At 68.2% G+C, this 18,476-nt stretch carries 18 protein-coding genes and 1 pseudogene; 11 read left to right on the top strand and 8 right to left on the bottom strand.

Translation table 11 applies throughout. The features are described 5' to 3' along the window. Positions 1-37 precede the first annotated feature (37 nt). Entirely contained in the window at positions 38-658 is a 621-nt protein-coding gene (locus ACPTTC_RS10100; RefSeq protein WP_175956151.1) for a TetR/AcrR family transcriptional regulator, read from the top strand. 93 nt (positions 659-751) lie between these two features. On the opposite strand, the gene ACPTTC_RS10095 is transcribed toward ACPTTC_RS10100, so the two are convergent. Both ACPTTC_RS10095 and ACPTTC_RS10090 read right to left on the bottom strand, forming a co-directional pair. Continuing rightward, positions 752-2,485: a ClcB-like voltage-gated chloride channel protein gene (locus ACPTTC_RS10095; RefSeq protein ID WP_423393349.1), complete on the bottom strand. Its 1,734-nt coding sequence runs from the start codon at positions 2,483-2,485 to the stop codon at positions 752-754. 103 nt (positions 2,486-2,588) lie between these two features. Further along, positions 2,589-3,656, bottom strand: coding sequence for a YeiH family protein (locus tag ACPTTC_RS10090; protein WP_423392381.1), 1,068 nt, complete (start codon positions 3,654-3,656; stop codon positions 2,589-2,591). 112 nt (positions 3,657-3,768) lie between these two features. On the opposite strand from ACPTTC_RS10090, the gene ACPTTC_RS10085 reads away from it, so the two are divergent. From ACPTTC_RS10085 to ACPTTC_RS10050, 8 genes are all read left to right on the top strand, one after another. Further along, positions 3,769-4,662: a LysR family transcriptional regulator gene (locus tag ACPTTC_RS10085; RefSeq protein WP_423392380.1), complete on the top strand. Its 894-nt coding sequence runs from the start codon at positions 3,769-3,771 to the stop codon at positions 4,660-4,662. A gap of 165 nt (positions 4,663-4,827) precedes the next feature. Further along, positions 4,828-5,592, top strand: coding sequence for a sugar phosphate isomerase/epimerase (locus ACPTTC_RS10080; protein WP_423392379.1), 765 nt, complete (start codon positions 4,828-4,830; stop codon positions 5,590-5,592). A gap of 28 nt (positions 5,593-5,620) precedes the next feature. Continuing rightward, complete coding sequence (locus ACPTTC_RS10075; protein WP_423392378.1) at positions 5,621-6,613, top strand: sugar kinase; 993 nt, start codon at positions 5,621-5,623, stop codon at positions 6,611-6,613. Positions 6,614-6,722: 109 nt separating this feature from the next. Then, positions 6,723-8,003, top strand: coding sequence for an MFS transporter (locus tag ACPTTC_RS10070; protein ID WP_175956139.1), 1,281 nt, complete (start codon positions 6,723-6,725; stop codon positions 8,001-8,003). A 5-nt stretch (positions 8,004-8,008) separates the two neighbouring features. After that, positions 8,009-8,974, top strand: a complete 966-nt coding sequence (locus ACPTTC_RS10065) for an NAD(P)-dependent oxidoreductase (RefSeq protein WP_423392377.1) — start codon at positions 8,009-8,011, stop codon at positions 8,972-8,974. Positions 8,975-9,402: 428 nt separating this feature from the next. Next, positions 9,403-10,446, top strand: coding sequence for a LacI family DNA-binding transcriptional regulator (locus tag ACPTTC_RS10060; RefSeq protein WP_423392376.1), 1,044 nt, complete (start codon positions 9,403-9,405; stop codon positions 10,444-10,446). Between the two features lie 54 nt (positions 10,447-10,500). Next, the gene (locus ACPTTC_RS10055) at positions 10,501-11,289 is read left to right on the top strand and encodes a YhfC family glutamic-type intramembrane protease (protein ID WP_423392375.1); all 789 of its coding nucleotides are present in this window, start codon (positions 10,501-10,503) and stop codon (positions 11,287-11,289) included. Between the two features lie 13 nt (positions 11,290-11,302). Beyond that, positions 11,303-11,665 carry a DUF3022 domain-containing protein gene (locus ACPTTC_RS10050; RefSeq protein ID WP_423392374.1) on the top strand — a complete coding sequence of 121 codons (363 nt, stop codon included), beginning with the start codon at positions 11,303-11,305 and terminating at the stop codon, positions 11,663-11,665. A gap of 33 nt (positions 11,666-11,698) precedes the next feature. On the opposite strand, the gene ACPTTC_RS10045 is transcribed toward ACPTTC_RS10050, so the two are convergent. Both ACPTTC_RS10045 and ACPTTC_RS10040 read right to left on the bottom strand, forming a co-directional pair. Further along, positions 11,699-12,130, bottom strand: coding sequence for a PGDYG domain-containing protein (locus ACPTTC_RS10045; protein ID WP_423392373.1), 432 nt, complete (start codon positions 12,128-12,130; stop codon positions 11,699-11,701). Between the two features lie 134 nt (positions 12,131-12,264). After that, a complete protein-coding gene (locus ACPTTC_RS10040) occupies positions 12,265-12,810 on the bottom strand; it encodes a Spy/CpxP family protein refolding chaperone (protein WP_423392372.1) in 546 nt (181 codons plus the stop codon). A 384-nt stretch (positions 12,811-13,194) separates the two neighbouring features. On the opposite strand from ACPTTC_RS10040, the gene ACPTTC_RS10035 reads away from it, so the two are divergent. Further along, positions 13,195-13,659, top strand: a complete 465-nt coding sequence (locus ACPTTC_RS10035) for an Lrp/AsnC family transcriptional regulator (protein WP_006481526.1) — start codon at positions 13,195-13,197, stop codon at positions 13,657-13,659. Between the two features lie 51 nt (positions 13,660-13,710). On the opposite strand, the pseudogene ACPTTC_RS10030 reads toward ACPTTC_RS10035, so the two are convergent. The 4 genes and pseudogenes from ACPTTC_RS10030 to ACPTTC_RS10015 all read right to left on the bottom strand — a co-directional run bounded on the left by ACPTTC_RS10030 (position 13,711) and on the right by ACPTTC_RS10015 (position 17,082). Then, positions 13,711-15,085: pseudogene (locus tag ACPTTC_RS10030) on the bottom strand (sensor histidine kinase). Beyond that, positions 15,061-15,726 (bottom strand): response regulator, encoded by a 666-nt coding sequence (locus ACPTTC_RS10025; RefSeq protein WP_423392371.1) that lies wholly within the window; start codon positions 15,724-15,726, stop codon positions 15,061-15,063. The pseudogene ACPTTC_RS10030 and the gene ACPTTC_RS10025 overlap by 25 nt, the downstream one beginning before the upstream one ends. Positions 15,727-15,805: 79 nt before the next feature. Next, positions 15,806-16,243: a hypothetical protein gene (locus ACPTTC_RS10020; RefSeq protein WP_423392370.1), complete on the bottom strand. Its 438-nt coding sequence runs from the start codon at positions 16,241-16,243 to the stop codon at positions 15,806-15,808. A gap of 56 nt (positions 16,244-16,299) precedes the next feature. Continuing rightward, the gene (locus ACPTTC_RS10015; protein WP_423392369.1) at positions 16,300-17,082 is read right to left on the bottom strand and encodes a hypothetical protein; all 783 of its coding nucleotides are present in this window, start codon (positions 17,080-17,082) and stop codon (positions 16,300-16,302) included. A 247-nt stretch (positions 17,083-17,329) separates the two neighbouring features. Between ACPTTC_RS10015 and ACPTTC_RS10010 the strand changes: the two genes are divergently transcribed. Then, positions 17,330-18,430, top strand: coding sequence for a saccharopine dehydrogenase family protein (locus ACPTTC_RS10010; protein ID WP_011352168.1), 1,101 nt, complete (start codon positions 17,330-17,332; stop codon positions 18,428-18,430). Positions 18,431-18,476 lie beyond the last annotated feature (46 nt).

Genomic DNA, 18,476 nt, shown 5'->3' with positions numbered 1-18,476 from the left:
ATGAATCCGAAAGGGGATTGGTGCTAGACTGCGCGCCATGAAACCTCAGCGCTTAACCCGCGAGCAGAGCAGGGACCAGACGCGCGAACGTCTGCTGAATGCCGCGCATCGTATTTTTCTGAAGAAAGGCTTTGTGGCCGCGAGCGTCGAGGACATCGCGGCCGCGGCGGGCTTTACGCGCGGTGCGTTCTACTCGAATTTCCGCAGCAAGTCGGAACTGCTGCTCGAACTGCTCGCGCGCGACCATGATTCGGTGCGGGCCGATTTCGAAGCGATCTTCGAGGAAGGCGGCCCGCGCGAGCAGATGGAGTCGATGGCGCTCGCGTACTACCGGACGCTGTTTCGCGACGACGAATATTCGCTGCTGTGGGGCGAGGCGAAGCTGCAGGCCGCGCGCGACGCGAAGTTTCGCGTGCGCTTCAACCAGTTCCTGCACGCCAAGCGGCTGCAGATGGCCGAATTCATCCAGCGCTTCGCCGAGCGCGCGGGCACGCCGCTGCTCTTGCCGGCCGAGACGCTCGCGTTCGGCCTGATGTGCCTGTGCGACGGTGTGCAGTCGTTTTACACGGCCGATCCGCAGCACGTGTCGGCCGACTCGGCCGAAGCGGTGCTCGCAGGGTTCTTCGCGCGGGTCGTGCTGGGGCGCGCGCCGGACTGAGCGGGGCGGCGGGTTCGCGGGCGTCGTGCTCGCCCGCGGCAGACGGCAGGCGGCATGCGATGAAGCGGTGCGGCGCGCACCGCGCCATGCGCGTCAGCGCTCGCCCGTCATCCGCCGATACGCGTCGAGCAGCGACGTCTTGTAGACCACCCCCGCGAGCGTCGGCTCGGCCTCGCTCTCGATCACCGGCAGCCGTTCGCCCTGGAACGCCATGAAGCGTTCGAGCGCGGTGGCCAGCGGCATGTCGGGCGTGAGGAGCGGAAACGGCGTGTGCGCGTAGTGCGCGGCCGTCTTGTCGGTCGTGTCGCGCTTGTCGAGCAGGTCCGACGTGATGTCCATCAGCGCGACCGCGCCGCGAAAGCGCCCGGCGTCGTCGGTCACGTACAGGTACTTCACCGGATATTCGAGGAACACGCGCGTCATGTCCGCGACGCTCGCCGTGAGCGGCACGACCGTCTGCGCGGGCTGGATCAGCTCGCGCATCTGCGTGGTGCGCAGCCGCATCCGTTCCTGCGCGTCCTGATAGTGATGCAGCGTGATCTCGTACATCGACGTCGTGCCCGTCGCGCGGGCGACGAAATACGCGAACACGCACGACACCAGCAGCGGCAGCACGACCTGGTAGCTCAGCGTCATCTCGAAGATCATCAGGATCGCCATCAGCGGCGCCTGCGTGGCGCCCGCCATGAACGCTCCCATCCCGACGATCGCATAAGCGAAGTACGCCGACGTATGGCCGGGCCACAGCGCTTCCATCGCGAGCCCGAACAACGAACCGAACACCGCGCCGACGAACAGCGTCGGCGTGAAGACGCCGCCGATCGCGCCCGAGCCGGCGGTCGCGGCGGTCGCGATCACCTTGAACACGAGCACCGCGACGAGCGCCTGCCAGGTCCACGGTGAATGAAGGATGTGGTTCACGACGCTGTAGCCGTTGCCCCACACGTCCGGAGTCCACACCGAGATCACGCCGACGACGAGGCCGCCGAGCGCGAGCCGCACGGGCAACGGCACCGGCAGCCGCTTGAACTGGTTCTTCGACGCGTCGAGCAGGTGCAGGAACTGCGGCGCGAGCACGCCGCACAGCGCGCCGAGCACGACGAACAGCAGCACCTCGGGGCCGGTGACGGCCGGAAACACCGGCATCTCGTACGGCGGCCGGTAGCCGACGAATTCGCGCATCACGATGTTCGCGACGACCGATGCGACGACCATCGGCCCGAAACTCTCCATCGCGATCGTGCCGAGCACGATCTCCGATACGAAGAAGGCGCCGGCGATCGGCGCGTTGTAGGCGGACGTGATGCCGGCCGCCGCCCCGCAGGCGACCAGCAGGCGCAGGCGCGGCGGGTCGAAGTGCGCGAAGCGGCCGACGAGCGACGCGGCGAGCGCCGCGAGCTGCACCATCGGGCCTTCGCGGCCGATCGAGCCGCCGCTGCCGATCGTCAGCAGCGACGACACGCTGCGCCACAGGCTCTGGCGGACCGGCACGATGCCGTTGCCGAGCGCGACCGATTCCATGTAGTCGGTCTTGCCGGCCTTCTTGTCGCCGCGCGTCGCGAGCAGCAGCACGCAGCCGGCGAGGAAGCCGCCCGCGGCCGGCATCCAGAACCGCACGTACCACGGCAGGCTCTTCGCCATCTGCACGAAGCTGCCGCTGTGCCCGGAGATCATGCGCTGCATCAGGTCGATGCCTTCGCGGAACGCCATCGTGGCAAAGGCGCCGCCGACGCCGACGATGGCCGACCAGATCAGCATCGTATGGGCGTCCGACAGGCGGAACAGCGTTTGGGCGCGAGTGCGCAGCTTCAGCAGGAACGAGAGCACGGCTGAAAGAGGGCGATGGAAAACGACGCGAAGCATAGCACTGCACCGCGCCCGCGGGACCATCCCGTCGGGCGCGGCGCGCGAAGTGTCACGGGCGGGCAACTCAGCCAAGCCAGTGCTGCACGGCCCAGGTGATCCCGTAGCCGCCGGCGATCAGCCATACGTACAGGATCAGGCCGGTCATCAGCGCGCGGGGGCCGGCCGCGCGGATCTGCGCGACGCGGGTTTCGATGCCGAGCGCGGTCATCGCCATCGTCAGCGCGAAGGTGTCGAGCACGTTCAGCGTGTGCGTGACGTCGGCGGGCAGCACGTTCAGCGAGTTGACGATCACGAAGCCGAGGAAACCGAGCGCGAACCAGGGCACGGCCACCTTGCGCTTGCCGTGCGCGCCGCCGGCGGTGGCGCGCGCCGAGCGGGCGAGCCACCAGCCGAGCACCAGCAGCACCGGCACGAGCAGCATCACGCGGGTCATCTTGACGATCGTCGCGACGTGCGCGACCTGCGGGCTGATGTCGCTCGCCGCGCCGACCACCTGCGCGACCTCGTGGATCGTGCCGCCGAAGAACAGGCCGAGGCCGGCCGGATCGAGGTTCAGCAGCCCGGCGTGATACGCGAGCGGGTACAGGAACATCGACAGCGTGCCGAACAGCACGACGCTGCCCACGGCCATCGCGCTCTGGTGCGGCTTCGACTGCAGCGTCGACTCGAACGCGAGCACGGCGGCCGCGCCGCAGATCGCGCTGCCCGCGGCGGTCAGCAATGCCGAGTCGCGGTCGAGCTTCATGATCTTCATGCCGGCCCAGGTGCCGATCACGAGCGTGCTGACGACGACCAGTACCGACACCGTCAGGCCCGGCAGCCCGACCTGCGCGATTTCCTGCAGGCTCACGCGCAACCCGAAGACCGCGACCGCGATGCGCAGCAGCTTGCGCGCGGAGAAATTGACGCCGGCCGCCCAGCTGGCCGGCATGCCGTCGCGCAGCGCGTTGCCGTACAGCGCACCGGCGACGATGCCGACGATCAGTGGAGACAGGCCGAGCCCCGCGATCGCGGGCAGCTGGGACAGGCTCGTGACGGCGGCGGCGAACAGCGCGACGAACAGCACGCCGTTCAACTGGCCGCGCATCGACGGCGCGGCGGGACTGAGATGGGGAGTCGGGGCAGTGGACATGGAAGCACCGTGATGGAGCGTGTTGCGATGCTGTAATCCTAATTTTGTTATATCGATATGAAAAATTGTGATTTGTGACGTAAACTATCCGGAAAGCCGATAATTTAACCCCATGACCCCGGATCAACTGATAACGTTCGCCGCCGTCGCCGAACACCTGAACATCAGCCACGCCGCCGTGTCGCTGCATCTGTCGCAGCCGGCCGTGTCGGGCCAGTTGCGGCTGTTGCAGGACGAGTTCGGCGAGCCGCTGTACCAGCGCGAAGGCCGCGGCATCCGCCTGACCCCGATCGGCGAACAGCTCGCGCAGTACGCGAGGGCGCAGCGCGACACCTTTGCGCAGGCGCGCGCGTTTCGTGACGCGGTACGCGGCCTCGAGGCCGGCACGCTGCGCATCGGCGCGAGCACGACCCCCGCGAGCTACCTGCTGCCGTACCTGATCGCGGCGTTCCAGCCGCGCGCGCCGCGCGTGGCGATCCACACGATGAGCGGCAACACGGCCGACGTGGTCGCGGCGCTGCCGTCGCTCGATATCGCGATGATCGAGGGGCCGCCCGGCGAGGCACTGCCGCCGGGCACCGCGGTGCATGCGTGGCGCGAGGACGAGATCGTGGCGATCGTGCCGACCGGTCATCCGCTGGCCGCGCCGGAATATGCGTCGGGGGTCACGCTCGACGCGCTGGCGGCCCATCCGCTCGTACTGCGCGAGGCGGGCTCCGCCGTGCGGCAACTCGTCGAGCGTGCGTTCGCGCAAGGCGCGGCGCCGATGCGCGTCGCGTTCGAGATCGCGGGCGTCGAGGCGGTGAAGGAAGCCGTGCGGGCCGGGATGGGTGTCGGATTCGTATCCGTGATGTCGCTGCGTCACGACGATGCCGCGCTCGTCCTGCGCTCGCTCGCGCCCGCGCCGCTCGCACGTCACTTCTCCATCCTCGTGCCGCACGGCGGCGCGCCGTCGCGGGTCGCCGCACAATTCCTCGAAATGAGCCTCGCGCACGACGTCGCGTGAGCGGCCGCACGCCCGGCCTGGGAACGCGCGATGCGCGCCGTGTCGGTGCGCATCTGCGTCGTTTCCCCCATCTTAGGGATTTCCTCTATGGCGTGGGTCTGACGCGGAGCGCACCATCCGTCTCAAGCAAATGGAACCGGTTCCATTCCGGTGAAAAAGGGCAAAATGACAGACATCGTGATCGTGGCGAGCGCATTCGGGATGGATCGCGTGCGTCAGGAGGGCCACGGCGCATTCATCGCGACCGCGGCAGCGTCCGGTGCGACCGGCTTCGAGGTGCGGCGCGAACTGTTCGCGTCCGAAGCGGAAGCAGCCCCCGCCGCGCTGGCCGCGCTCGGCGCGCAACTGGCCAGCCACGGGCTGTGGTCGGTCTATTCGACGCCGGCCAACCTGTACACGGAAACGGGTGCGCTCGATGCGGACGCGTTGCGCAGCGCGCTCGCGGAAGCCGACGCGCTCGGGGCGCGCTTCGTGAAATTCCAGCTCGGCGGCTTCGCCGGCGACGCGCACGCGGCGGACATCGTCGCGCTGTCGCGCGGCGCGCGGGCCCGCGTGGTGGTCGAAAACGGCCAGCTTCCGGTGGGCGGCGCGCTCGCGCAGTTCCGCGGGCTGTTCGCGGCGCTGGCCGCGGCGGGCACGCCCGATGCGCTCGGGATGACCTTCGACATCGGCAACTGGCAGTGGCCGGGCGAAGCGCCGCTTGACTGCGCGCAAGTGCTCGCGCCGCATGTGGAATACATTCATTGCAAGGCAGTCGCGGGCGAGGGCGCGCGCCGTTTCGCCGCCGCGCCGGCACCGAACGACCCGCTCGTGACCGGCGTGCTCGCGGCGCTGCCGCGGCAGGCGCCGCGCGGTATCGAGTTCCCGTTCGACGCGGCCGACCTGGCGGGCGATGCATGCCGGCGCGTCGCGTGGCTCGCGACCGCGTGACGGCGGAAGGATCCTGGAGAGTTCATTCATGAAAGCAGCACTCGATGTCGTGACCTACGGCGAGGCGATGGCGATGTTCGTCGCGACCGAGCCCGGCCATCTCGCGCACGCGGCGCAATTCACGAAGCGGATCGCGGGCGCCGACCTGAACGTCGCGATCGGCCTGTCGCGGCTCGGCTTCCGGGTCGGCTGGATGAGCCGCGTCGGTCGCGATTCGTTCGGCGGCTACGTGCTCGACACGCTGGCGCGCGAGGGCATCGACGCGTCGTGCGTGACGGTCGACCCGCGTTATCCGACCGGCTTCCAGCTGAAGTCCCGCAACGACGACGGCAGCGACCCGACCGTCGAATATTTTCGCAAGGGCTCGGCCGCGAGCCACCTGTCGTGCGACGACTACGTGGCCGACTACGTGCTCGGCGCGCGCCACCTGCACCTGACGGGCGTCGCGCCGGCGATCTCCGCGACGTCGTGCGAGCTCGCGTTCAAGCTCGCGCGCGAAATGCGCGCGGCCGGCAAGACGATCTCGTTCGACCCGAACCTGCGCCCGACGCTGTGGCCGTCCGCCGACGTCATGGCGAAGACGCTGAACGCGCTCGCGTCGCTGGCGGACTGGGTGCTGCCAGGCATTGCCGAAGGGCGGCAACTGACCGGGCACGACACGCCGGCCGACATCGCGGGCTTCTATCTGGCGCAGGGTGCGCGTGGTGTCGTGATCAAGCTTGGTGCCGAAGGCGCGTACTACCGGACGGCCGACGGTCATGACGGAACGGTGGCGGGCGAGCGCGTGCAGAATGTCGTCGACACGGTCGGCGCCGGCGACGGCTTCGCGGTCGGCGTGGTCAGCGCGCTGCTGGAGGGCAAGACGATCGAGCAGGCCGTGGCGCGCGGCAACCGGATCGGCGCGCTCGCGATCCAGGTGATCGGCGACTCGGAAGGGCTGCCGACCCGCGCCGCGCTCGATCGATTCGAAAACGTCAGCAATCGCGCCGATCGCTTAGAGGAAACCTTCACCGCGCAATGAGAGGCCGGACACGGCACAATCCGCGGACTCTTTCGTCGTGCACGCGCACGGCAACGTACGGGACCGGGGCGCGCGCCGAAGCGTGCGTTCCGACACAGGAGACATTCTGATGGCCAACACACTTGCTGCCCGCCGCTGGTGGACGATCATGCCGATCGTCTTCATCACGTACAGCCTCGCCTACCTCGACCGCGCGAACTACGGATTCGCGGCCGCGGCCGGCATCAACCAGGACCTCGGGATCAGCAAGGGCCTGTCGTCGCTGATCGGCGCGCTGTTCTTTCTCGGCTACTTCTTCTTCCAGATCCCCGGCGCGATCTATGCGGAACGCCGCAGTGTGAAGAAGCTCGTGTTCGTCAGCCTCATCCTGTGGGGCGCTTGCGCGGCGCTCACGGGCGTGGTCAGCAACATCCCGTCGCTGATGGCGATCCGCTTCGCGCTCGGCGTCGTCGAGGCGGCCGTGATGCCGGCGATGCTGATCTACATCAGCAATTGGTTCACGAAGAACGAGCGCTCGCGCGCGAATACGTTCCTGATCCTCGGCAACCCGGTCACCGTGCTGTGGATGTCGATCGTATCGGGCTATCTCGTGCACGAATTCGGCTGGCGCCACATGTTCATCGCCGAAGGCGTGCCGGCCGTGCTCTGGGCCGTGTGCTGGTGGTTCCTCGTGCAGGACAAGCCGGCCGATTCACCGTGGCTCAACGCACAGGAAAAGCGTGACCTCGACGCCGCACTCGCGGCCGAGCAGGCAGCGATCAAGCCCGTGCGCAACTATGGCGAGGCGTTCCGTTCGCCGGCCGTGATCAAGCTGTGCGCACAGTATTTCTGCTGGAGCATCGGCGTGTACGGCTTCGTGCTGTGGCTGCCGTCGATCGTCAAGAACGGCTCCGACCTCGGGATGGTCGCGACCGGCTGGCTGTCCGCGCTGCCGTATCTCGCCGCGACGATCGCGATGCTCGCCGCATCGTGGGCGTCCGACAAGGTCGGTTCGCGCCGCGGTTTCGTGTGGCCGTTCCTGCTGATCGGCGCGGCGGCGTTCGCCGCATCGTACGCACTCGGCTCGTCGCATTTCTGGATTTCGTATGCGCTGCTGGTCGTCGCAGGCGCCGCGATGTACGCGCCGTACGGCCCGTTCTTCGCGATCGTACCGGAACTGCTGCCGAAGAATGTCGCCGGTGGTGCGATGGCGCTGATCAACAGCATGGGCGCGCTCGGCTCGTTCGTCGGCTCGTACTTCGTCGGCTACCTGAACGGTGCGACCGGCTCGCCCGTCGCGTCGTACGCATTCATGAGCGCCGCGCTCGTCGCGGCGGTGATCCTCACGCTGTCCGTCAAACCCCAGGCGCGCGATACGCATCCGCTCGCGACGCCGCTGCAAGGAAAATGAATCAGATGAAGCCCCGTATCGTCGCGTACAAGCCGCTGCCCGATGACGTCCTCGCGTACCTGCGCGAGCATGCGGACGTCGTGCGGGCCGACGGCGCCGCAGCCCTCGCCGATGCACTCGGCGATGCGGACGGCGCGATCGGCGCGAGCCTGAAGGTCACGCCGCAGATGCTCGACCGCGCTCCGCGGCTGAAGGCGTGGTCGACGATCTCGGTCGGCTACGACAACTTCGACGTCGCGGATCTCACGCGGCGCGGCATCGTGCTCGCGCATACGCCGGACGTACTGACCGAGTCGACCGCCGATACGGTGTTTTCGCTGATTCTCGCGTCCGCGCGACGTGTGGTCGAGCTGGCCGAGTGGGTGAAGGCCGGCCACTGGCATCACAGTATCGGCCCCGACCTGTACGGCACCGACGTGCAGGGCAAGACGCTCGGCATCGTCGGGCTCGGGCGGATCGGCGGCGCGGTTGCGCGCCGCGCCGCGCTCGGCTTCCGGATGCAGGTGCTGTACGCGAACCGCTCCGCGCATGCCGAGGCCGAGGCGCAATACGGCGCACGGCGCGTGACGCTCGACGAACTGCTCGCGCAATCGGATTTCGTGTGCCTGCAGGTGCCGCTGTCTGCGCAAACGCACCACCTGATCGGCGCGGCCGAATTCGCGAAGATGAAGCGCGGTGCGATCCTGATCAACGCATCGCGCGGGCCGGTGGTCGACGAAGCCGCGCTGATCGATGCGCTGCGCGCGGGCACGATCCGTGGCGCGGGGCTCGACGTGTTCGAGAAGGAGCCGTTGCCGGCGGATTCGCCGTTGTTGCAGATGAAAAATGTCGTCGCGCTGCCGCATATCGGCTCGGCGACGCACGAGACGCGCCACGCGATGGCGCGCTGCGCCGCGGAAAACCTGGTCGGCGCGCTGGCCGGCACGCTGCGCACGAATCTCGTCAATCCGGATGCGCTCGCGCACGCCTGAGCCGCGGCGGGTAGCGGGGCGGCCACCGGTCGATGGTTGGCCGGCGGGGTGCCGGCTTCGTTAGAGTCTATGGTCTTGGTGCCGGATGGCTGGCTGCGTTATGATCGCCCGCGTCGCATCGACGGCCCGGCAACGCTGCCGGCGGCGTCCCGCGACGGGTATCCGCGCCAGGTCCGGTGCGGCCGACTGCTTTTGCAGGTGACCGGGGCGGGTGCCGACGCGCCGGCGCCGATCAGCAGAAGCAGGGGATCAGCGTAAGCTCAAGCGCCAACGCTGACCGACTGCGAAGCATGGGATCCGCGTAAGTGCCGAAGCGCTGGAGCGCTGACGCGGGTCGACAGGAGATTCCACCGGGTGGCTTACGTTTCCAACAACAAAGGTCCGTCTGCTCACGAAGCGGCGCGGATCGTACGTCGCGAGGCACGACAGTGACCGATTCGCAACCTACCACGACGCGTCCGGCGACGATCAGCGATGTCGCGCGCGAGGCCGGCACGGGCAAGACCAGTGTGTCGCGCTACCTGAACGGCGAGACGCACGTGCTGTCCACCGATCTGCGCCAGCGGATCGAATCGGCCATCGCGCGGCTCAACTACCGGCCGAACCAGATGGCGCGCGGGCTCAAGCGCGGCCGCAACCGCTTGCTCGGCATGCTCGCGGCCGACCTGACCAATCCCTATACCGTCGAAGTGCTGCAGGGCGTCGAGGCCGCATGCCACGCGCTCGGCTACATGCCGCTGATCTGTCACGCGGCAAACGAAGTCGAGATGGAACGCCGCTTCCTTCAACTGCTCACGACTTACCGCGTCGAAGGGCTGATCGTCAACGCGCTCGGCGCCGACGAGGACGTGCTGCGCCCGCTGCGCGGAGCCGGCATCCCGGCCGTGCTTGTCGACCGGACGGTCGAAGGCTTTGAGGCCGACCTGATCGGCCTCGACAACGCCGACGCGATCGAGACGGCACTCGCGCACCTGGTCGAACATGGTTTCGACGCGATCCATTTCGTCGTGCAGCCGTTCGAGCGCGTCAGCTCGCGGCGCCTGCGCGAGGCTGCGTTCCGCGCGGCGCTGGCGGCGCGCGGGCTGCCGGTGCCGTCGACGGTCGTGCTCGACCTGAACGCGCCCGACGCCGTCACGGCGGCGCTGGCCGACATCGATGCCCGTATCGACGACGCGGCGCGGCGCGGCGTGCGCGCGGCGCTGTTCGCCGCGAACGCGCCGGTCGCGCTCGCGATCGCGCGCCACCTGCGCGCGCGTTTCGGCACCGGATGGCAGCAGCAGGCGGCGCTGCTATCGATCGACGATCCGGAATGGGCCGAGCTGATCGGCATCACGACGATCCGCCAGCCGACCTACGAAATCGGCTACAAGGCCGTCGAATTCGTGCACGAGCGGATCGACGGCGCGGCGGGCGACGTACGCGTCTCGCTGTTGCCGGGCGAGCTGGTTGCGCGCGCGTCGACCGCAAGCTGAGTATCATGCGGGGCACGCAGCGCGCCGGATGCGCTGCCCCGAACAAGGAAATACATGACTGTCGCTCCCGTCACGCTGGCGGTGCTGATCGCCGCCACGCTGATCATCGCGCTCCTGCCGCTCATCCTCTTCCGACTCCTGCGCAAGCCGCTGGCGCTGAACCGCCGCGATACGATCGTCGGCGTCGCCGTCTTCACGCTGTTTGCGATGATCCTCGAACGCGCGTTCCACGGGCTCGTGCTGAGCCGGACGCCGCCGGATGGCTGGCTCACGCAGCCGCTTGCGTTCGTCGCGTACAGCGCGCTCGCGACCGCCGTGTTCGAGGAAGTCGGCCGCTATCTCGGGATGCGTTTCCTGAACCGCCGCTACGGCCCGTCGGCCGGCGACAGCCGCGGCATCGGTTACGGGATCGGTCACGGTGGCGCCGAAGCATGGTTCGGCGGCGTGCTCGTGTGGGCCCAGTGGTCGTATCTCGCGTGGCTCGCGAGCCGCGGCCAGCTCGAAACGCAACTCGCCGACCTGCCGGGCGATACCGTCGTGCGGCTGCACGTGATGCTTGCGACGCTGTCGGCGCAGTCGATCCTGTTGTTGCTGCTCGAACGCTGCGCGGCATTCGTGCTGCAGCTTGCGCTGTCGGTGCTGGTCTGGCGCGGCGTGCGCGCCGGCCGCGCGGGCGTGTTGCCGCTCGCGATCGTGCTGCATGCGCTGGCGGCCGCGCCGGCATTGCTGTACCAGGTTCGCGTGCTGCCGGCCGGCTGGGTCGAGGCCGCGCATGTCATGCTGGCCGCGATCCTGGTCGTCGTGCTGGTGAAGGTGTGCCGGCCGTCGCAATCGGCAGCCTGACGGGAGAGACGGAATGGATGACTATCTGATCGAATGCCAGAGCGCGGAATTCGACGCGCTCGCCCGCGTGATCTGCGATCTCTTTCCGGAGCAGACGCGTTTTGCCGAAAGCAGCGACGCCCGCGGGCGCTTCCTGTCCGTTCACTGGCTCGCGATGCGTTTCGGCTCGACGCCGAAGCGGATGACGCTCGATATCCGTATCGTGCCGGCCGCGCTCGCGCGCTATCTGGCGCTCAAGCCGATGCAGCGCGCACGCAGCCATGCGGTGCTGCATGCGTATACGGAAGCGATGCTCGGGTCGCTCGAGGAGCGCCACGCGGCCGGTGAGGCCGTCGAGCGCGACGCGGAACTCGAACTCGACGAAGACTTTGCGTGACCGTTCGCGCCGGCGCCATGCCGGCGCGTCGCATTACGCGTCGCGGTAGACCTGCGCGAAGCGCTGCGCCTGCACGACACCGTAGTCGCCGGGCGCATACTGCATCACCCAGTCGCCGGCGACGCCGCGCAGCATGTCGCCGTTTTCCGAGCGGGCGATCGTGAAGGGCTCGTCCATCCGGCGGGCGAGTACGACGGCAGGCCGGTTCCGGTAGTCGCCCGGCTCGCCGTGCGTGAGCGCCGGATCGGCGGGCAGGTATTTGGCGTCGAAGCGCGCGCGCGACACGACCCAGCGGTCGCCGGTCGAGCCCGTGATCAGCGCGTCGCCCGCCGCATAGCGGTTCGGGCCTTCGAGGCTCATCAATTCGCCGTCGGCCTCCGCGAAGGACACGGCGACGGTTTCGTCCTTGACGACGCGGTGGGCCTGCGGATCGGTACGCAGGTCGAGGTGCTTGAGTTCGAGCATGGCGGGGCAGTGCGGGAAAGCTGGAAAGCCGGGAGCTTATCCCGAATCCGGCGCGCCGTGTGACGCGCCGGTCGCCTGGAGTGGCGCGGCGCCGTTCGGCCCGGACGGGCGGTACGGCGCCGGCGGGGAGGGCGTCAGGGCTGCGCGGGTGCGCTGGCGGCCGGTGCGGCTGCCGCCTTGCCTTCCTTGCCTTTCGTCTTGCCCTTGCCGCGGTGCTCGCCGCCGTGGTGCAGCCAGCTGCGGAACGTCGTGTCGGCCAGCGCCTTCTGGTCGGCCGGGAAGCTCTCGTAGAGCGGCGCAAAGGCGTCGGCGAGCTTCTTTGCGCCGTCGGCGTTCGCCTGCGACAGTTCCGCGTACTGTTTCATGTCGTCGAGTGCGGAGACGTCGTGCTTGGCCATCCGTTCGCGATAGAGGCGGCCCATCGTGTCGCCGTTGTCGCGCATCGTGTCGGCGAACGTCTTCCACTGCGGTTCCTGCGCCGACGTGATCTTCAACTGGTCGTGCAGATACTTGATACGCTGCTCGACGCGCGCTTCGTGGCGCGCCTCGCGCTGCTCGGCACTCGGGGCCGAAGCCGCGGCCGTCATGGCCTGGGCGGGCGCTTGCGGCTGCGCCGGGGTTTGCGCGAACGCGCTGGCTGCAACCGCGAGCGTAGCGAGGGTGAGCGAGATTTTCTTCATGGTTGGCTCTCCGGGATGGTGTCTTGCGAGCGGGCGCGGCGGCAATTGCCGCAAACGTTTCTCGCGTCGCCTGCTATTAGTAGCACGTTGCGTGCGGCGCGGCAGTGAATGCGACACTTGCTTACAACCGATACGAATCGAAATTGAAAGGGATATGGCAGGTCGACACGGGGCCCGCGATGGTGCGGCGCGTACTGGCGCCCGGCGCGGAATGCGAGCGGCAAGTGCGATCCGGATGCAGTCGTGGCGCACGGACAAGGCAGCGCGACCGCATGACGGCGCGCGATCGCGCAGTCGTGCGATGCCGTTTGGGCGCACCGGCGTTCGGCGCTATCATCGCGTCACATTCCACTTAGCCGGCGCGTCTCGCGCCGGCCCAGCCTCATGCGTCCACCCCGCCTCGACCAACTCGACGATCTCGACCGGCAACTCGTCGCGCTGCTGCAAGCCGATGCGCGCGCAAGCGTCGCGGATCTCGCGCGCCAGCTCGACGTCGCGCGCACGACGGTCGTCGCACGCATCGCGCGGCTCGAACGCACCAACGTGATCGCCGGCTACAGCGTCCGGCTCGGGCAGGACGTGCTCGACGCGAGCATTTACGCGTATGTCGGCATCATCCTCACCCCGAAGTTCGGCAAGGATGTGTTGCGCAAGCTCGACCGGATGCCCGAAGTGCAGTTGCTTTGCGCGGTGAGCGGCGAGTACGACTACGTCGCGTGGCTGCGTGCCGATTCGCCCGAACGGCTCAACGACCTGCTCGACCAGATCGGTACGCTCGAAGGCGTCGAACGCACGACCACGTCGATCATTCTTTCACGCAAGATCGACCGCGGGACGATCGGCGGCTGACGCTCGAGCGCGGTGTTCGTCGCGCGGCGCGTGTTGTGCCGGTGTATCGGCTTAGCTGTCAGGTTCCGACGCGGCGGCCGGCTGCACCAGCGGAATCCGCACCGAGATGCGCAACCCGCACGATTCCGCTTCGTCCGCATACGCGAGCATGATGCCGGCGCTCAACCGGTCCGCGACGATCTTCACGATCGACAGGCCGAGCCCGGAGCCGATCTGCGCGTTGCCGGGCACCCGGTAGAACGGATCGAACACGCGCTCGCGCTCGTGCGGCGCGATACCCGGGCCGGTATCGGAGATCGTCACGCCTACGTGCGTGCCGGTCCGCTGCGTCGATAGGTCCACGCGGCCGCCCGGCGGCGTGTAGCGGATCGCGTTGTCGACCAGGTTCATCACGAGCGACACGAGTTCGAGCTCGTCGGCGGGTACGGAGGCGTCCGGGCCGTCCTCGATGCCGATGTCGATCGTTTTCGCTTCCGCGAGCGGCATCAGGTCTTCCAGCACGCGGCGATAGACCGCATGTACCGACACGTTGCCGGGCGGCGCGGCCGGCGCGCTTTGCGCCCGTGCGAGCGCAAGCAACTGCCCGATCAGGTGGCGGCTGCGATCGAGCCCGCCGCGCAGCGCGGCGAGCCGCGCGCGCATCGTCCGGCAGGTCGGCATCGGCGAGGCGCTCGGCCTGCAGCGACATCGCCGTGAGCGGCGAGCGCAGTTCGTGTGCGGCGTCGGCGACGAAGCGGCGCTGCGCGGCGACCGACAGCGCGACGCGCTCCAGCATCCGGTTGATCGCGACGACGAACGGCCGCACCTCAATCGGCACGCGTTCGGCCGGCACCGGGCGCAGGTCGTGCTCGTCGCGCGCATCGATGCCGGCGGACAGCGCGGCCACCGGGCGGAACAGCTTGCGCACGAGATCGGCGACGAGCAGCAGCAGGATCGGGACGAGGATCAGCAGCGGCAACGCGGTGCGCCACGCGCTTTCGCGAGCGACGTCGTCGCGCATGCCGGCTTCCTGCGCGACCGCGATGCGCTCGCCGTTCGCGAAGGTCCGGACCATCACGCGATACGTGCCGCCGCCGGCATCGACCGTATGCAGTCCGTCGGCGAGTGTCGGCGCCAGCGCGAGCCGCGGCATGCCGTCGTTGCCCGGCTGCGGTGGGCCGCCGAGCGGCTGCACGAACACGCGCGACAGCTCGTCGCTTTCGCGCGCGGGTGCGCCGGCGGCGGCATGGAGCGATGGCGCTCGCGGGTGGTCGAGCAGTGTCGCGACCTCGCGTAGCACGTCGTCCTGCAGTTCGTGCGCTTCGTCGAATGCCGATGAGAACGCGAACGCGGCCGCGGCCGTCGCGACGACCAGGATCGCGGCCGACAGCGCGACCGACAGGCGAAACCCGATCGATTCGCTCAGGCGTTTCTTGAAACCATCCATCCCGCACCCCTGACGTTCTTGATCACGGTGCTGCCGAGCTTGCGGCGCAGCGAATGGATCAGGAATTCGACCGCGTTGCTTTCGACTTCCTCGCCCCAGCCGTACAGGCGATCCTCGAGCTCGCGTCGCGACAGGATCGCGCCCGGGCGCACCAGCAGTGCGCGCAGCAGTGAGAATTCACGATTCGACAGCGGCACCGGTGCGTGCCCGTCGACCACGGCCTCGCGCGTCGCCGGGTCGAGCGACACGATCCCGTTGCTCAGCAGCGGCGCGGCGGAACCGGCCCGGCGCCGGATCGCGACGCGAATCCGCGCAAGCAGCTCGGCCATCTCGAATGGTTTCACGATGTAGTCGTCGGCGCCGCCGTCGAGGCCGGCCAGACGATCGTCGAGCCCGTCGCGCGCGGTGACGATCAGCAGCGGCGCACTGGCGTCCTTCGCGCGGATGGCGGCCAGCACGTCGAGCCCGTCGCGGCCGGGCAGCCCGAGGTCGAGCAGGACCAGGTCGTAGGGCTGCGCGGCGAACGCGGTCAACGCGCGCATGCCATCGGTGACCCAGTCGGTGGCGTACGACGCGTCTTTCAGCGCGGCATGGACGGCGTCGCCGATCATCGGGTCGTCTTCGACGAGCAGTATTCGCATGCGTGTTCTCCGTGCCGCGCAAACGCCGCCAGCGTATGCGATTCCCGCACGGGCGTCACGTGTCGCGCGCGCGGCGTCCTTATTTGCCGCTGAACCGGTCGAGGGCCGCGAGCAGGTTCTTCATCGCGGCGGCCGAATCGGCCTGGGTCGGAGGGTCGGCACGCAGCGCGGAGAGCGCGCGGTCGATCTCCTGGTCGACCATGTGCCAGTCGACGGCGGCGCGCGGCTTGAGGCCGGCTTCGGCCGAGTCCCACGCGATCTCGAGATCCTTGATGCGCGTTTTCGCGCCGGGCAGGTCGCCCTTGGCGACACGCGTGTTCACGTCGACGGCGATCGTGCGGAACTGCGAGAGGTCGCCGAGTTTCGATGCGTGGGTCGCAGCAGGCGATGCGGAGGCCGAAGCGGGCGCCGAAGTCGATGCATTCGCATCCTGCTGCTTCGAGCAACCGGCGGCGCCCAGCAGCGCAATCGCGGCCGCGGCAACGGCGAGACGGGAAACGGGATGGGGGATGCGCATGGCGTGTCCTCGATTCGATGAACGGGAAGAACGAAACAAACGGAAAGGAAAGGGCGTCAGTCGGCGGTACCGGCGCGCGTGCGCGGGCCGCCGCCGAACTGCGCGACGGCGACGAGCAGCACGATCACGGTCAGGAACAGCAGGCTCGTCCAGGCGGCGCCGAAGCCGAGCCCGCCATAGGTGCGCGCCTGCGTGAGCAGGTCGCCGAGCGACGCGCCGAACGGGCGCGTCAGGATGTACGCGATCCAGAACGCGAGCACCGCATTGACGCCGAGCCGCCACATCGCGAACACGGCCGCGATCAATGCGCCGAAGCACAGCGCGCCGAGCGTGAAGCCGAGCCCGAGCGCCTCGGTTGCGAGATCGCCCGCGGCGGTGCCCAGCGCGAACGTGCAGAGGATCGCGGCCCAGTAGAACAGCTCGCGCCGGGGCGTGACGATCGTGTCGATCGACAGCGTGCCTTCGACGCGATGCCACACGAAAAAGATCGCGGCGAGCGCGCTGGCAAATGCGGCGGTACTCGCATAGAGACTGACGTTCAGGCCGTCGGTGAGCAGGTCGGTGATCTGCGTGCCAACGATGCTGACCAGCACCACCGTGAGCCAGTAGATCCATGGCACGTAGCGGCGCGTGCGCAACTGCAGCCACAGCGCGATCGCGAGCAGCGACGCCATTGCGACGCGCGTGACGGTCTGGCCGAGTCCCGCGTTGACCGCGAGAAAGTCCGCGCCGGTTTCGCCGACCGTGGTTGACATGATCTTGATGATCCAGAACGACAGCGCGACGTCGGGCACCTTGTTCAGCCAGTGCGGCGTGCGTTGAGCGGGCAGGGATTGCATGCGATGCCTCCTTGGCGGTCGGGTGGTCGGCATGCAGTCTGAAACGGAAGACTTAGGCCAGCCATAGCGAGGCCGGCAGCGGGAAAAAGTGTCGTTTCGACATTTCGACGAAATGTATCGTCGGAACGTCGAATTTAGAGGTCGTTTCGCATCATTCTTCGTCTTGGAACTGATTTTGCGCGTCCCTAAACTGTGTTCATGGCTCAACGCCGTTCACAACACCAACCCATCATCAGGAGATAAGCGCATGAAAATCGCCATCGTCGGCGCAGGTCTGATCGGCCACACCATTGCTCACATGCTGCGTGAAACGGGCGACTACGAAGTCGTCGCGTTCGACCGTGATGCGGATGCGCTTGCGAAGCTGTCGCGCGAAGGCATCGCGACGCAACGGGTGGATTCGGCCGACGCGAACGCGATTCGCGAAGCCGTGAAGGGCTTCGATGCGCTCGTCAACGCGCTGCCTTACTACCTCGCGGTCAACGTTGCCGCCGCCGCGAAGGCTGCCGGCGTCCACTACTTCGACCTGACCGAAGACGTGCGCGCGACCCATGCGATCCGCGAACTGGCCGAAGGCTCCGACCGTGCGTTCATGCCGCAGTGCGGCCTCGCACCGGGCTTCATCGGTCTCGCCGCACACGAACTGGTGAACGGCTTCAGCGAAGTGCGCGACGTGAAGATGCGCGTCGGCGCGCTGCCCGAGTACCCGACCAACGCGCTGAAGTACAACCTGACGTGGAGCGTCGACGGCCTGATCAACGAATACTGCCAGCCGTGCGAAGCGATCCGCGACGGCCGCAAGCAATGGGTGCAGCCGCTCGAAGGCCTCGAGCACTTCTCGCTGGACGGCACCGAATACGAAGCGTTCAACACGTCGGGCGGCCTGGGCACGTTGTGCGAGACGCTGTCGGGCAAGGTCGAGACACTCGACTACAAGTCGGTGCGCTATCCGGGCCACCGCGATCTCGTGCAGTTCCTGCTCGAGGACCTGCGCCTGTCGACCGACCGCGACACGCTGAAGTCGATCATGCGCCGCGCGGTGCCGTCGACGAAACAGGACGTCGTGCTCGTGTTCATCACGGTGACGGGCGTGAAGGACGGCCAGCTGGTGCAGGACGTGTTCACCCGCAAGATTTTCGCGAAGGACGTGTGCGGGATGCACATGAGCGCGATCCAGATCACGACGGCCGGCGCGATGTGCGCGGTGCTGGATCTGTTCCGCGAAAAGAAGCTGCCGCAGAGCGGTTTCATCCCGCAGGAAAAGGTGTCGTTGAAGGCGTTCCTGTCGAACCGCTTCGGCAAGCTGTACGAAGGCGGCACGATGGAGCGCGTGCACGCGGTGGCCTGACCGCCCGCCAGCCTCAGGCACGAGGGCCGTACGACGCCGGGAGCGC

Source organism: Burkholderia mycopellens, assembly GCF_964265025.1.
GTDB lineage: Bacteria > Pseudomonadota > Gammaproteobacteria > Burkholderiales > Burkholderiaceae > Burkholderia.
The sequence above is the reverse complement of the archived record's forward strand: the minus strand, read 5'-3'. Positions and strand labels throughout refer to the sequence as shown.

Coding starts and splice junctions, on each gene's coding strand:
- ACPTTC_RS10100 (WP_175956151.1), top strand. CDS start 38: ATGAAACCTCAGCGCTTAACCCGCGAGCAGAGCAGGGACCAGACGCGC.
- ACPTTC_RS10090 (WP_423392381.1), bottom strand. CDS start 3,656: ATGTCCACTGCCCCGACTCCCCATCTCAGTCCCGCCGCGCCGTCGATG.
- ACPTTC_RS10085 (WP_423392380.1), top strand. CDS start 3,769: ATGACCCCGGATCAACTGATAACGTTCGCCGCCGTCGCCGAACACCTG.
- ACPTTC_RS10080 (WP_423392379.1), top strand. CDS start 4,828: ATGACAGACATCGTGATCGTGGCGAGCGCATTCGGGATGGATCGCGTG.
- ACPTTC_RS10075 (WP_423392378.1), top strand. CDS start 5,621: ATGAAAGCAGCACTCGATGTCGTGACCTACGGCGAGGCGATGGCGATG.
- ACPTTC_RS10070 (WP_175956139.1), top strand. CDS start 6,723: ATGGCCAACACACTTGCTGCCCGCCGCTGGTGGACGATCATGCCGATC.
- ACPTTC_RS10065 (WP_423392377.1), top strand. CDS start 8,009: ATGAAGCCCCGTATCGTCGCGTACAAGCCGCTGCCCGATGACGTCCTC.
- ACPTTC_RS10055 (WP_423392375.1), top strand. CDS start 10,501: ATGACTGTCGCTCCCGTCACGCTGGCGGTGCTGATCGCCGCCACGCTG.
- ACPTTC_RS10050 (WP_423392374.1), top strand. CDS start 11,303: ATGGATGACTATCTGATCGAATGCCAGAGCGCGGAATTCGACGCGCTC.
- ACPTTC_RS10045 (WP_423392373.1), bottom strand. CDS start 12,130: ATGCTCGAACTCAAGCACCTCGACCTGCGTACCGATCCGCAGGCCCAC.
- ACPTTC_RS10040 (WP_423392372.1), bottom strand. CDS start 12,810: ATGAAGAAAATCTCGCTCACCCTCGCTACGCTCGCGGTTGCAGCCAGC.
- ACPTTC_RS10035 (WP_006481526.1), top strand. CDS start 13,195: ATGCGTCCACCCCGCCTCGACCAACTCGACGATCTCGACCGGCAACTC.
- ACPTTC_RS10025 (WP_423392371.1), bottom strand. CDS start 15,726: ATGCGAATACTGCTCGTCGAAGACGACCCGATGATCGGCGACGCCGTC.
- ACPTTC_RS10020 (WP_423392370.1), bottom strand. CDS start 16,243: ATGCGCATCCCCCATCCCGTTTCCCGTCTCGCCGTTGCCGCGGCCGCG.
- ACPTTC_RS10015 (WP_423392369.1), bottom strand. CDS start 17,082: ATGCAATCCCTGCCCGCTCAACGCACGCCGCACTGGCTGAACAAGGTG.
- ACPTTC_RS10010 (WP_011352168.1), top strand. CDS start 17,330: ATGAAAATCGCCATCGTCGGCGCAGGTCTGATCGGCCACACCATTGCT.